Source organism: Herbaspirillum huttiense (genome assembly GCF_004367745.1).
GTDB lineage: Bacteria > Pseudomonadota > Gammaproteobacteria > Burkholderiales > Burkholderiaceae_D > Herbaspirillum > Herbaspirillum huttiense.
On the sequence record NZ_CP037993.1, the window covers coordinates 191,626 to 205,405 of the forward strand.

General features: G+C 62.0%; 13 protein-coding genes. 11 read left to right on the forward strand and 2 right to left on the reverse strand.

Annotated features, from left to right (window positions below):
* Positions 1–16 precede the first annotated feature (16 nt).
* From E2K99_RS00940 to E2K99_RS25675, 8 genes are all read left to right on the forward strand, one after another.
* Positions 17–271 carry a hypothetical protein gene (locus E2K99_RS00940; RefSeq protein WP_240733827.1) on the forward strand — a complete coding sequence of 85 codons (255 nt, stop codon included), beginning with the start codon at positions 17–19 and terminating at the stop codon, positions 269–271.
* A 3-nt stretch (positions 272–274) separates the two neighbouring features.
* Positions 275–1,354 carry a DUF2169 family type VI secretion system accessory protein gene (locus E2K99_RS00945; RefSeq protein ID WP_134221052.1) on the forward strand — a complete coding sequence of 360 codons (1,080 nt, stop codon included), beginning with the start codon at positions 275–277 and terminating at the stop codon, positions 1,352–1,354.
* Positions 1,351–2,469 carry a beta-ketoacyl synthase gene (locus E2K99_RS00950; protein WP_134221053.1) on the forward strand — a complete coding sequence of 373 codons (1,119 nt, stop codon included), beginning with the start codon at positions 1,351–1,353 and terminating at the stop codon, positions 2,467–2,469. The genes E2K99_RS00945 and E2K99_RS00950 overlap by 4 nt, the downstream gene beginning before the upstream one ends.
* Positions 2,439–3,518, forward strand: a complete 1,080-nt coding sequence (locus E2K99_RS00955) for a DUF4150 domain-containing protein (RefSeq protein ID WP_134221054.1) — start codon at positions 2,439–2,441, stop codon at positions 3,516–3,518. Before E2K99_RS00950 ends, E2K99_RS00955 begins: the two co-directional genes overlap by 31 nt.
* Positions 3,519–3,555: 37 nt before the next feature.
* Positions 3,556–4,536 carry a type VI immunity family protein gene (locus tag E2K99_RS25660; RefSeq protein WP_205703736.1) on the forward strand — a complete coding sequence of 327 codons (981 nt, stop codon included), beginning with the start codon at positions 3,556–3,558 and terminating at the stop codon, positions 4,534–4,536.
* Between the two features lie 77 nt (positions 4,537–4,613).
* Positions 4,614–5,594 carry a type VI immunity family protein gene (locus tag E2K99_RS25665; RefSeq protein ID WP_205703737.1) on the forward strand — a complete coding sequence of 327 codons (981 nt, stop codon included), beginning with the start codon at positions 4,614–4,616 and terminating at the stop codon, positions 5,592–5,594.
* A 77-nt stretch (positions 5,595–5,671) separates the two neighbouring features.
* Positions 5,672–6,652, forward strand: a complete 981-nt coding sequence (locus tag E2K99_RS25670; protein ID WP_205703738.1) for a type VI immunity family protein — start codon at positions 5,672–5,674, stop codon at positions 6,650–6,652.
* A 77-nt stretch (positions 6,653–6,729) separates the two neighbouring features.
* On the forward strand, positions 6,730–7,710 hold the full coding sequence (locus E2K99_RS25675) for a type VI immunity family protein (RefSeq protein WP_205703739.1): 981 nt from the start codon (positions 6,730–6,732) through the stop codon (positions 7,708–7,710).
* A gap of 10 nt (positions 7,711–7,720) precedes the next feature.
* Here E2K99_RS25675 and E2K99_RS00980 read toward each other — a convergent pair whose 3' ends face one another.
* Positions 7,721–8,665 carry a LysR family transcriptional regulator gene (locus tag E2K99_RS00980; RefSeq protein WP_134221055.1) on the reverse strand — a complete coding sequence of 315 codons (945 nt, stop codon included), beginning with the start codon at positions 8,663–8,665 and terminating at the stop codon, positions 7,721–7,723.
* 205 nt (positions 8,666–8,870) lie between these two features.
* Between E2K99_RS00980 and E2K99_RS00985 the strand changes: the two genes are divergently transcribed.
* From E2K99_RS00985 to E2K99_RS00995, 3 genes are all read left to right on the forward strand, one after another.
* Positions 8,871–10,010: an iron-containing alcohol dehydrogenase gene (locus E2K99_RS00985; RefSeq protein WP_134221056.1), complete on the forward strand. Its 1,140-nt coding sequence runs from the start codon at positions 8,871–8,873 to the stop codon at positions 10,008–10,010.
* A gap of 140 nt (positions 10,011–10,150) precedes the next feature.
* Complete coding sequence (locus tag E2K99_RS00990) at positions 10,151–11,740, forward strand: aldehyde dehydrogenase (NADP(+)) (RefSeq protein WP_134221057.1); 1,590 nt, start codon at positions 10,151–10,153, stop codon at positions 11,738–11,740.
* 118 nt (positions 11,741–11,858) lie between these two features.
* Positions 11,859–13,070, forward strand: coding sequence for an ABC transporter substrate-binding protein (locus E2K99_RS00995; protein ID WP_134221058.1), 1,212 nt, complete (start codon positions 11,859–11,861; stop codon positions 13,068–13,070).
* Between the two features lie 159 nt (positions 13,071–13,229).
* Here the strand turns inward: E2K99_RS00995 and E2K99_RS01000 are convergent, their stop codons facing one another.
* Complete coding sequence (locus E2K99_RS01000; RefSeq protein WP_134221059.1) at positions 13,230–13,691, reverse strand: carboxymuconolactone decarboxylase family protein; 462 nt, start codon at positions 13,689–13,691, stop codon at positions 13,230–13,232.
* Positions 13,692–13,780: the final 89 nt, after the last annotated feature.

The following is a 13,780-nucleotide window of genomic DNA, read 5'->3' on the forward strand; positions in this document are numbered from 1 at the left end:
AGAGGAATGAAATCGCATGGAACAGGAACTCGAACTGTTGTTATCCAAATCAGAAGCCGACGCTGCAACTTCGGTTGCACCCACGTGTGAACCTCCCGCTCCGATGACCGAAGAGCTGGTCCTCGAAGCCAGGCGGCAAATCACCTTGCGATGCGGGAAGTCCAGCATCACGCTCTATCCCAACGGAAAAATCGCGCTGCGCGGCGAATACATCCTGAGCGACGCGGAAGGTCTCAACCGCATCGTCGGCGGTCAGGTGGAGCTGAACTGAGCCATGTGGGCGCTCGACAACCGCACCCCCTTCGCGGCCGACAGCGGCTGGATTCGTGACAGTGACGGTGCCGAAGTCTGGATCGTCGCCGTCAAGGCCACCTATGACATTCTGCCCGACGGCGACACGCGCATCGCCTCCGAACAGGTGCCGGTGCACAGCGGCCCCGTGCCGCATGATGATTTGCGCAGTTTGCGCTACGACATCGACCTCGGCCCGCCCAAGCCCGCCACCGACATCCTCCTCAATGGCCACGCCTATGCACAAGGCACGCAGCCCGTGGAAGAACTCCATGTGGGCTTTCGCGTGGGCAGCATGAAGCGCTTGGCCAAGGTATCGGGAGATCGTTACTGGCGGCGCGGCATGCTGTTCACTTCGGCGAGCAAGCCTGTTCCTTTCATGCGCATGCCGCTGGTGTATGAGCGCGCTTTCGGCGGCGATGCGCCGGATGCCGAACATGGCAGCACAAATCCCCTGGGCCGTGGTGTCACGCCAGACGCCGATGGGCGGGTCTGGTTGCCCAATGTCGAGCTGCTCACTCATCCCATCCACAAGCCAGGCGACAGGCCTGCACCCATGAGCTTTGGCCCGCTCCCCTGTCACTGGCCAGAGCGGCAGCAGTATGCCGGCACCTGTGACGAAGCCTGGCTGGAGCAACGCTACCCCCTGCCGCCGAAGGATCTTGATCCACGCCACTGGCAGCTCGCACCGGCCGCGCAGCAGGTAGACGGGTATCTGCGAGGTGGCGAGGAGGTGGTGCTGGTGAACCTCACCCCGCCCGGCTTTGCGGCTGACGGCAGGTTGTCGTTCAGGCTGCCCAAGCTCACCCTGGCCTTCCAGACCTACTTCACCGACGGCCACTCGGTGACCAGTCGTTCCAGGATCCACACCGTGATCCTGGAGCCCGATCATCCACGCGTGAGCATCGTGCACCACATGGCCTTGTCTTGCCATGAGCACATCAACCGGTTGGACAAGACACGCATTCTGCAAAAACGGCGTCCCCTCGATCGTCCGTTCAGTCCTGTTCACGCAGATCTGGAGTGGCCTGCCGGTGACGATCAGCAAGGAGCGAATCAATGAGCAACGCGGTGTTTATCCTGGGGGCTTCCTGCGTCTTTCCCTCCGGCCCCAGCCTCCCGCTGGCCGATGCAGCGCTACGCAGCCAGCTCTCGCTGCTGCAATACCACCCGCAATACCTGGACAGCGCGGGTGCTGCGCCGCGCATCAGTTGCTTCCCCGACCCGCCATCCTTCGATGCCGCCCGTTGGGGCTGGCTCGCTCGCCACGCCTTGGCCCAACTCACGCAAAGCCTGACGCCGCAATGGCCCACACTGCAAGCCGCGCCCCGCCTGCTCTGGCTGGTGCTTCCCGACGCGGCCCGGCCATACATGCCAACCGGCCTGGTGGCGCAAGTCAGCGCCGCCGTCGAGCACGAACAATGGCCGTGGCAGCGTACGCACCTGGTCTGCGGCGGGCACGCCGCCGGCATGGCCGCACTGGTCGACGCCAGGCTGGCATTGGACGCCCAGCCCGACGCCCTGGCCGTGGTGCTGGCCGTCGAAGCGGGCCTGGGTCGCGAAGCCATGTACTGGCTCGACATGCAAGGGCTGCTGCATGGTGCCAGCGTGCCGCACCACGGCCAGCTGCGCCGCAACGCCTACGGGCGCGTGCCCGGCGAGGGAGCCGCCGCCGTCGCCCTCAGTACCTCGCCGCAGCACGCCTCGTCAAGCTGGGGGCGCTTGCTGGGCTGCGCGACCGCCATTGAACCCGTGACTCATGCGTCGTCCCAGCCCTGTACAGGCCAGGGACTCGCCCAGGCGGCACGACAGGCGATCGAACAGGCGCACCAGCATGGCCCGGTCCGGATCGGCCATCTGTTCGCTGATATGAACGGCGAACCCTACCGCGCCGACGAGTTCGGTTTCACCGCCTTGCGCCTGGGCCGCTTGCTCACTCCGGACTGGCAGCGCAGCGTACCGGCGCTCGCCAGCGGCGACCTGCACTGCGCCAGCGCCGTAGCCGATGTTGCGCTGGCCGCCTACGGCCAGCTGACGCGGCCACAGGCCAACCCGACTCTGGTGCTCGCCAGTTCGGACGACACCCTGCGCGGCGCTGCCGTGCTGGCCGCCAATCCACCCATTGAGAACTTTCCGGAGATTCGCGCATGGCGATCACCATCAACGTCAACGGCCTGAGTCTGTGCCATCGCGGCAGTGGCGGCGTCAGCCACAACACGCTGCCCAATGTGTGCAAGACGCCCGACAAGGGCATCCCGGTACCCTATCAGAACGAGGCCTACTCGCGCGACCTTGCCAAGGGAACCGTCAGCGTGTTCGCCGACGGCGGCCACAGCATTGCCAAGGATGGCAGCCAATTCGCCAGGAGTGTGTTCGACGAAGCCGGTTCGATGGGGGGCATCGTTTCCGGCACCCATTCAGCCGAGACCGACTGGATCAGCCACTCTTTCGACGTGTTCTTCGAGGGCAAGCCCGCCTGCCGGCTCACCGACAAGCTGTTCATGAACCATCGCAACACGGTGAACATGGCCGGGCTGAAGCAGCGCGATCTGCCCAAGCCGGATCAGGACTTTTTTGACGAGATTTGCGAGCTGGCCTGCGAGTGTTGGAACACCCACAAAATTGGCGGGCCGCAGCCGCTGCCAAAGGGGCATACGTTTCAGGAATGCATGCGCAAAAAAATCGATGACAAGTACTACGGCGGTTCGGCCAATGCCCGTAATGGTCGTTATCCCAAGCCCGATGCCCGCATGTGGCGTGAAGTATCCTTCGACCGCGGCAACAACTGGGAGATGATCGGCAGCAAGTCCAACCCGGGCCTGCCCAGCTCGCAATACCCGTGGGCAAATTCGCGCCGTCTGGACATCGCCCGTATCGGACCGGATGGCAAGGTGATCAAAATCTTCGATGTGAAGTTCGGGAAGGATCCGCTCACAGACGATGCAGCCAAGGACTACCGCAAGATTGCCGAAAGGCATACGGGTAGCGACAAGAACTTCGAGAAGTTCGAAGTCAATGAACGCTGTCACTGCGACGACGAGAATCCCCCTCAGCATCCAGTACCGGTCACTGCATCCGAGCCCAAGAAGAGCCTCCTCGACAAGTTCGGCGACGTGATCCACTCGCACACCGGTGTGAGGTTGGCAGGAGGGCTATTGGTACTTGCGCTGATCATTTCCGAAGCTACGCGGCTCTTCCCGCCTCGCAATGCCATCCCCATCCCTTGACCTCATCCCGCGCAATCAACTAGGAAAATGAAATCCCATGGACCTCAATCAAGCCATTACTGAACTTGTACAACGAGAAGGTGGCATCTGCATTTTCGACAAAATTGCTTTCCCCCTGCCCTACAACACCGATGCCGTCGCCTGCAAATTCGGCCTGGGGGCCGAGCTTTATATGGTACCGACTAATCAGCCCTTGCTACGCCAGCGCGCACTGGAGTTCATGGTGGATTACTGGGAGACCTTTCCGGACCATGTCAACCGCTTTTTGGCCCGAGACACGAGACGGGCAGTCAAGTTCTCTGGCGACCCTCGCGGCCGTATTCAATCCGATATTGACCTTCCACCGCTAAATGGTTACGGCGCGGCACTCATGGGCATGGTGGACATTGGCATGAAGATTGACAATGTTAATCCGTACCGCGCCGACGTATTGGTCTCCCGCGCAGAAGAACAGGAGCTTTCCTGCGTAACCGCTCATTTTCAAATCTGTAACGGGCAGGGCGAGCCAAACTTCGAGGTGCTGCTCGCTGCCACCCTGCGCTGGTGCGCAATTTGCCAGCCGGTACACGGTAGTGCAGGGTGTGCCTTCATATTCGAGAACGATCAAAAGAGTGAGTACACCCAGAAACTGTTCAAGCGCTTTCCAGGATTCGATTTCCAGGATGCGGGGGCGTTCTCCTTCCAGGCCCGAGCCATTCACAACCGCATCAAATGCGTGAACTGGCTGACCGTGCTGTGTGATGCGCTGGTTGAAGAATTGGGAGGACGCGACAAGATGCGCGCGGCGCTGGAGCCGGTGTGCAAGGTGCACGGCTATCCCGGCGGAGTGGTGATCCAGGCCGGAGCCTATCCGCAGATCGGCGACACTTGGCGTGATGAGGTTCCAGAAGCCTACAGATTGGTGGCCCGCTATACCAAAGCGATCCGGTTTGAGACATACCGCAGCGGTCTGTTCCGCGTCCCGCAGGGTCTGGACGACAAGGAAGAAACCCTCGCGTGGATTCGGCGCTTCGATTGACATGGATTGGGTGAGAGGGCTGAAGGGGTAATTGCTCGCCCTCATGCCGCACCATCAACCAGGAGAATGAGACCACCATGGACATCAATCAAACCACAGCTGAACTTGTGCAGCGCGAAGGCGGTATCTGCATTTTCGACAAGATTGCTTTCCCTCTGCCCTACAACACCGATGCTGTCGCCTGCAAATTCGGCCTGGGGGCCGAGCTTTATATGGTGCCGACTGATCAGCCCCTGTTACGCCAACGTGCTCTGGAATTCTTGGTGGATTATTGGAAGACTTTTCCGGACAAGGTAAACCGCTTTTTGGCCCGAGACACGACCCGCGCAGTCAAGTTCTCTGGCGACCCTCGCGGCCGTATTCAAGCCGATATTGACCTTCCACCGCTAAATGGTTACGGCGCGGCGCTCATGGGCATGGTGGACATTGGCATGAAGATTGACAACGTTAATCCGTACCGAGCCGATGTACTGGTCCGCCGCGCAGAACAACGCGAGCTTTCCTGTGTAACCGCTCATTTTCAAATCTGTAACGGCCAGGGCACGCCAAACTTCGAGGTGCTGCTCGCCGCGACACTGCGCTGGTGCGCTATTTGCCAGCCGGTACATGGTAGTGCAGGGTGTGCCTTCGTATTCGAGAACGACCAAAAGAGTGAGTACACCCAACAACTGTTCAAACGCTTTCCGGGGTTTGATTTCCAGGATGGAGGATGGTTCGCCTTGGAGGCCCGAGACGTTCATAACCGCATCAAATGTGTGAACTGGCTGACCGTGCTGTGTGATGCGCTGGTTGAAGAATTGGGAGGACGCGAGAAGATGCGTGCAGCGCTGGAGCCAGTGTGCAAGTTGCACGACTACCCCGGTGGAGTGGTAATTCAGGCCGGAGCCTCTCCCCAGATCGGCGACACTTGGCGTGATGAGGTTCCAGAAGCCTACAGGTTGGTAGCCCGCTATACCAAAGCGATACGGTTCGAGGCATACCGCGAAGGTTTGTTCCGCGTCCCGCAGGGTCTGGACGACAATGAAGAAACCCTCGCATGGATTCGGCGCTTCGATTGACATGGATTGGGTGAGAGGGCTGAAGGGGTAATTGCTCGCCCTCATGCGGCACCATCAACCAGGAGAATGAGACCCCCATGGACATCAATCAAACCATAGCTAAACTTGTGCAGAGCGAAGGCGGTATCTGCGTTTTTGACAAGATTGCTTTCCCTTTGCCCTACAACACCGATGCCGTCGCCTGCAAATTCGGTCTCGGTGCCGAGCTGTTCATGTCGCCGATTGATCAGCCCCTGCTACTCCATCGCGCACTTGAGTTCTTGGTGGATTACTGGAAGACCTTTCCAGACAAGGTCGACCGCTTCCTGGCCGACGAAACGACTCGCACGGTCAAGTTCTCTGGCGACCCTCGTGTCCGTATTCAAACCGATATGGACCGTCAGCCGCAATATGGTTACAGCGCGGCGCTGATGGGCATGGTCGACATTGGCATGAAGATTGACAATGTGAATCCGTACCGTTCTGACGTGCTGGTCCGCCGCGCAGAAGAGAACAATCTTTCCTTCGTAAACGCCCATTTTCAAATCTGCAATGATCAGGGCGAGCCAAACTTCGAGGTGCTGCTGGCTGCCACATTGCGCTGGTGCGCTATTTGCCAGCCGCTACATGGCAGTGCCGGGTTTGTCTTTATATTTGAGAACGACCAAGAGAGTGAGTACACCCAACAATTGTTCAAACGCTTTCCGGGGTTCGATTTCCAAGATACGGGGGCGTTCTCGTTTCAGGCCCGAGACATTCACAACCGCATCAAATGTGTGAACTGGCTGACCGTGCTGTGTGATGCGCTGGTTGACGAATTGGGAGGAAGCGACAGGATGCGTGCGGTGCTGGAGCCGGTGTGCAAGGTGCACGACTACCCAGGCGGAGTGGTGATCCAGGCTGGAGCCTATCCACAGATCGGTGACACCTGGCGTGATGAGATTCCGGAAGCCTACAGGTTGGTGGCCCGCTATACCAAATCGATCCGGTTCGAGACATATCGCAGCGGTCTGTTCCGTGTCCCGCAGGGTCTGGACAAGAAAGAAGAAACCCTCGCGTGGATTCGGCGATTCGATTGAGTCGGGTTAGGTGAGAGGGCTGAAGCGGTAATTGCTCGCCCTCATGCCACACCATCAACCAGGAGAATGAGACCCCCATGGACATCAATCAAACCATAGCTGAACTTGTGCAGCGCGAAGGCGGTATCTGCATTTTCGACAAGATTGCTTTCCCTCTGCCCTACAACACCGATGCCGTTGCCTGCAAATTCGGCCTGGGGGCCGATCTGTATATGTCTCCCACTGATCAGCCCGTGCTACGCCAGCGTGCTCTGGAATTCTTGGTGGATTATTGGAAGACTTTTCCGGACAAGGTAAACCGCTTTTTGGCCCGAGACACGAGACGGGCAGTCAAGTTCTCTGGCGACCCTCGCGGCCGTATTCAATCCGATATTGACCTTCCACCGCTAAATGGTTACGGCGCGGCACTCATGGGCATGGTGGACATTGGCGTGAAGATTGACCATGTTGATCCGTACCGCGCCGACGTATTGGTCTCCCGCGCAGAAGAACACGAGCTTTCCTGCGTAACCGCTCATTTCCAAATCTGTAACGGGCAGGGCGAGCCAAACTTCGAGGTGCTGCTGGCCGCCACATTGCGCTGGTGCGCTATTTGCCAGCCGGTACACGGTAGTGCAGGGTGTGCCTTCATATTCGAGAACGACCAAAATAGCGAGTACACCCAACAACTGTTCAAACGTTTTCCAGGGTTCGACTTCCAAGATGGGGTGCAGTTTTCCCTGCAGGCCCGACAGATTCACAACCGCATCAAATGCGTGAACTGGCTGACCGTGCTGTGTGATGCGCTGGTTGAAGAATTGGGTGGGCGCGACAAGATGCGTGCGGCGCTGGAGCCGGTGTGCCAGGTGCACGATTATCCCGGCGGTGTGGTGATCCAGGCCGGGGCCACGCCGCAAATCGGCGACACCTGGCGTGATGAGGTTCCGGAGGCCTACAGGTTGGTGGCCCGCTATACCAAAGCGATCCGGTTTGAGACATACCGCAGCGGTCTGTTCCGTGTCCCGCAGGGTCTGGACAAGAAAGAAGAAACCCTCGCATGGATTCGGCGATTCGATTGACTCGGCTGAGTCAGCCCGGCGCCGCCACCCCGCGCCCAAATCCATCCACGAACAACCGCGCCACCGGCGACAGGAGCGTACCGCGCCGCGTCACCAACTGATAGGGTTCGCTGCGCGTATGCAGCTTCAGCGGCAGGATGCGCGTCATGCCGAAGCGCGTGCAGAACTGCGCCACATCCACCGACAGCAGCGCCACGAAGTGCGGATTCTTCTGCAGCAGCGACAAGGTGGTGAAGGCCGAGGTGGTCTCCATCAGGTGCAGCGGAAAGCGCAGGTCGGCATCATGGAATTCCCGCTCCAGCGTCAGCCGCATCGGCATGTTGGCCGAATAGACCACCCAGCGCGAATCGGCCAGGTCCGCCAGTTGCAGGCTGCTCGCTTCAGCCAGCGGATGCTGCACGCTGGCTACCACAGCCAGCTCTTCCTCATGGATGTTGAAGGCGTCATACAGGTCCGGGCGCTGGCTGATGCTGGTGCGGCAGATCGCCAGGTCCAGCCGCCCCTGGTCCAGTAGGCGCAGCAGGCGGGCGCTGGTGTCTTCCACGATCTCCACGGACAGGGTCGGATGCGCCTCCAGCAATTGCGTGAGCGCATCCGTCAAGAGCGGTACCGCCCCCATGATGGTGCCCACCGCCAGCCGTCCACCATGGCCTTGCATGATGGATAACATTTCTTCACGCAGGTGGGTCAGGTCGGTCTGGATCAGCCGCGCATAGCGGATCACGCAATGGCCCAGCTCGGTGGCCTCGAGCCCTCGATTGGTACGGGTGAACAATTGCGCACCGAGCGTGCTTTCGATTTCCTGCAAAGCCTTGCTCGCCCCCGGCTGGGTCAGCGCCACCTGCTCGGCCGCCTTGAGCAGGGAACCATGGTCGGACAGTGCGATGAGCAGCCGCAACTGCCGCAGGTGCAGGCGCGAAGTGATGGAGGCCAGCGAGGGCAAGGTGGTGTGCATGGAAAATCCTCCCCAAAGAAGTCGCTAGTATGAGTGCTGGTTATACCCATATCAACAGCTCTCATTAGCCAAGTGCCCCTTGATGGCTTAGAGTCTGGCTTTCCAAAGCGGGACTCCCATTGGGGAGCGCTGGCTTCTGCAGGGTTTCGGAGCAAGCCCGCCGATGGCGGACCCGGTGGAGACATCTATAAATCAAGGCTATGTAATGGCACTCATCAACTACATTACCCAGGTCCAGTTCGACTACGGCGCGCTGGCGCTGCTGCAGCAGGAATGCGACCGCCTGGGCATCAAGAAGCCGCTGCTGGTGACCGACCCGGGCATCCGCAACGCCGGCTTGCTGGACAAGGTCCTGGGCCAGTTGAAGGACGGTGCCGCCACCGTGGTCTATGACCAGACCCCGCCCAACCCCAATGAGGGTGCCGTGCGCGCCGCCGTGGCATTGTTCCGCGAGCATGGCTGCGATGGCATCGTGGCTGTTGGCGGCGGTTCCTCCATCGACCTGGCCAAGGGCGTGGCCGTCTGCGGCACCCACGAAGGCCCGCTGAAATCCTTTGCGCTCATCGAAGGCGGCCTGGCCAACATCACGGCCAAGACCGCCCCGGTGATCGCCATCCCGACCACCGCCGGCACCGGCAGCGAAGTCGGCCGTGGCGCCATCCTGATCCTCGACGATGGCCGCAAGGTCGGCATCATCTCGCCGCACCTGGTGCCCAAGCTGGCCCTCTGCGACCCCGAACTGACCCTGGGCCTGCCGCCGCTGATGACGGCCGCCACCGGCATGGATGCCATCGCGCACTGCCTGGAAACCTTCATGGCCCCGGCCTTCAACCCGCCTGCCGACGGCATCGCGCTGGACGGCCTGTGGCGCGCCTGGGCGCACATCGAGCGCGCCACCCGTGAACCGGGTGACCGCGAAGCGCGGCTCAACATGATGAGCGCCTCCATGCAGGGCGCCATGGCCTTCCAGAAGGGGCTGGGTTGCGTGCACAGCCTGTCGCACTCGCTGGGCGGCATCAATCCCAAGCTGCACCATGGGACCCTGAACGCGATCTTCCTGCCGGCCATCATCGCCTTCAACGAAAGCGCGCCCAGCATGGTCAAGGACAACAAGATGGCGCGCATGGCCCACGCCATGGGCCTGGCCAGCGGTGCCGGGATCGGCCCGGCCATCCGCGACATGAGCCGCCGCCTTGGCTTGCCGGCCGGGCTGCGCGAGCTGGGCGTGAGCGAATCCCTGTTCCCGCAGATCATCAAGGGTGCCCTGGCCGACCACAGCCACAAGACCAATCCGCGCGAAGCCTCGGAACAGGATTACCTGAACATGCTGCAGCAATCCATGTGATGGCCGACAATGAACAGTGCGGGCAGGCCACCAAGGCTCTGCCGCGCATTTCCCCCTCAGCTGCTCCTGCCTCGCGCGGGCGCAGCTTTCTTGCCTGACCCGACCCCGGGCGGCATCAACGACACCAGCAGGAGCACAACGTGAGCGACAAGATCCTAGGACACAACTACATCGGCGGCCAGCGCAGCGGCCAGGGCGACGTCGCCCTGCACAGCGTGGACGCGGCCACCGGTGCCCTCTTCGAAACCCCTTTCCTGACTGCCACCGAGCACGAAGTCGCCGCCGCCGTGGATGCGGCCGAGAAAGCCTATCCGCTGTACCGCGCCGTTCCGGCTGAACAGCGCGCGCTGTTCCTGGAAGCCATCGCCGACGAGATCGATGCCCTGGGCGACGATTTCCTGGCCGCCGTGGCCCGTGAAACCGCCCTGCCGGCCACCCCGCGCCTGGCCGGCGAGCGCGCCCGCACCAGCGGCCAGATGCGCTTGTTCGCCAAGGTCCTGCGCCGTGGCGACTTCTACGGTGCCCGCATCGATACCGCCCTGCCGCAACGCCAGCCGCTGCCGCGCCCGGACATCCGCCAGTACAAGATCGGCGTGGGTCCGGTGGCCGTATTCGGTGCCAGCAACTTCCCGCTGGCCTTCTCGGTGGCCGGTGGCGATACCGCTGCCGCCCTGGCTGCCGGCTGCCCGGTGGTGTTCAAGGCCCACAGCGGCCACCTCGTCACCTCCGAACTGGTGGCCAACGCCATCGAGCGCGCCGTCAAGAAGACCGGCATGCCGGCCGGTACCTTCAACATGATCTACGGCGATCGCGTCGGTGCCCAGCTGGTCAAGAGCGCTGGCATCCAGGCCGTGGGCTTCACCGGCTCGCTGCGTGGTGGCCGCGCCCTGTGCGACATGGCCGCTGCCCGTCCGCAGCCGATCCCGGTGTTTGCCGAGATGTCCAGCATCAATCCCATCATCCTGATGTCCGAAGCCCTGAAGCTGCGCGGTGACGCCATCGCCAAGGACCTGGCCGGTTCCGTCACGGTCGGCGTGGGCCAGCTGTGCACCAGCCCCGGCCTGCTGCTGGGCGTGCGTTCGCCGGAACTGACCGCCTTCATCGAGAAGCTGTCGGCCGCCTTCGGTGGCACCAACCCGGCTACCATGCTCAACAGCGGCGGCTTGACCCACTACAACGGCGGCGTGGCGCGCTTGACCCAGCTGCCCGGCGTGAAGGTCATCGCCACCGGCGGCACCAGCTATACCCAGGCCGTGCCGCACCTGTTCAAGGCCGATGCGGCCCTGCTGTTCTCCAAGGAAGCGCCGCTGGAAGAAGAAGTCTTCGGCCCCTCCACCGTGATCGTCGAGCTGGAAAGCCGTGAGCAACTGCTGGACTTCGCCGCCAAGATGAACGGCCAGCTGACCGCCACCCTGCAAGCCGAAATCGGCGACCTGCAAGGCAACCAGGACCTCATCGCCATCCTCGAACAGAAGGCCGGCCGCCTGTTGCTGAACGGCTTCCCGACCGGCGTCGAGGTGTGCGATGCGATGGTCCACGGCGGCCCGTATCCGGCCACCTCCGACGCGCGTGGCACCTCGGTGGGCACGCTGGCCATCGAGCGCTTCCTGCGCCCGGTGTGCTACCAGAACTACCCGGACGCGATGCTGCCGGCCGCGCTGCAGAACGCCAACCCGCTGGGCCTGATGCGCCTGGTCGATGGCGAACAGACGCGCGCTACCGTCGGCTGATCATCCACACGCAGGACCGGACCGGCGAGGCACTGCCGGTCCCGCAAGACCTTCCCCGCACTCGATTGCGGGGTCGCAACAAGAATCACATTCCAGGACCCCCAAAGGAGGAGACCCCATGACCGCATTCATCCGGCGCGCCGCGCTGTCGGCCGCCTGTGCCCTGCTGGGCGCAGCCACCCTGCCATCCGCCCAGGCGGCGGGCGACACCATCAAGATCGGCTTCATCACCGACATGTCCGGCACCTATGCCGACTTCGACGGCCAGGGCGGCGTCGAAGCCATCCGCATGGCCATTGCCGACGCCGGCGGCACTATCAATGGCAAGAAAGTGGAACTGGTCTTTGCCGACCACCAGAACAAGGCCGACATCGCCGCCAACAAGGCCCGCGAATGGTTCGACCGCGATGGCGTGGACATGCTGGTCGGCGGCGTGAACTCGGCCGCCAGCCTGGCCATGGGCAAGGTGGCGGGCGAGAAGAAGAAGGTCTTCATCTCGGTCGGCGCCGGCACCACCCGCCAGACCAATGAGGAGTGCAATGCCTACACCGTCCAGTACGCCTACGACACCACGGCCCTGGCGCGCGGCACGGGCGCGGCCATCACGCGCCAGGGCGGCAAGTCCTGGTATTTCCTGACGGCGGATTACGCCTTCGGTACCTCGCTGGAGAAGGACACCAGCGAGGTCGTCAAGAGCAATGGCGGCAACGTCGTCGGCGCGACCCGCGTGCCGCTGGCGACGTCGGATTTCTCGTCCTTCCTGTTGCAGGCGCAGTCCTCCAAGGCGCAGATCCTGGGGCTGGCCATAGCCGGGGGCGATGTCATCAATGCGATCAAAGCCGCCAATGAATTCGGCGTGAACAAGACCATGAAACTGGCCGGCCTGCTGATCTTCATCAACGATACCCATTCGCTGGGTCTGCAGATGACGCAAGGGATGTATCTCACCGATGGCTGGTATTGGGACCTGAACGAGGAGAGCCGTGCCTGGGCCAATCGCTACTTCCTGAAAATGAAGAAGATGCCGTCCATGTTCCAGGCCGGTGACGCGTCGGCCGTGGGCCAGTACCTGAAGGCGGTCAAGGCCGTGGGCAGCACCGATGCCGACCAGGTCATGGACTACCTGCGCAAGAACCGGATCAAGGATTTCTTCACCAGCAATGGCGTGGTGCGCCCGGACGGCCGCATGGTGCACGACATGTACCTGATGGAAGTGAAGAAACCTTCCGAATCCAAGCGTCCATGGGATTACTACAAGCTGGTGCAGACCATCCCCGGCGAGCAAGCCTACATGACCAAGGCGGAATCCAAGTGCGCACTGTGGAAGTGAGCGCACCGACGCCATGAAGCATCAAGCCGGGTGGCGCTGGTAAAGCCGCCGCCCGCCAGGTTTTGAGCAAGAAGTCTGATGTGGATCGGACCATGTTCAACGCATCCCGGGTGACCGGGGTGCGTTTTTTTTCACCTGTGTGAGATGCCGATGGGCCGATCAGGCGCGGCGCGGTGCCTGCGGGCGCATGGCCACGCCCAGGCGGTTCCAGGCGTTGATGATGGCGACCGCGAAGGTCAGGTTGGCGATCTCGGTATCGTTGAAGTGCTGCTGCAGCAGGGCGAAGGCGGCATCCTCCTTCTCGGCATCGGGCTGGTGCAGGTGGGTGAAACGCTCGGCCCAGCTCAGCGCGGCGCGTTCGGCCTCGGTGAAGAAGGCGATCTCGCGCCAGGCCGCCAGGGTGTTCAAGCGCTGCTGGTCTTCGCCCTTTTGCAGCAGGTCGTGCGAATGCATGTCGGTGCAGAAAGCGCAGCCGTTCAGTTGCGAGACGCGCAGGAATACCAGTTCCAGCAGCTTGGGATCGACACCGCTCTGGTGCACCACTTCGCTGGCCTTGAGCAGGGCATTGAAGGCCGGGGCGGCGAGCTTGGCGTGGGGCAGGCGTTGCTTGAAGTCGGACATGAGGATTCTCCATCGGGGATAAGGTGACAACGACGCCAATCGTCGCTGTTCCCCTTCTAGACGGAGTGGGCTCGCCCCTTGTGACAGAT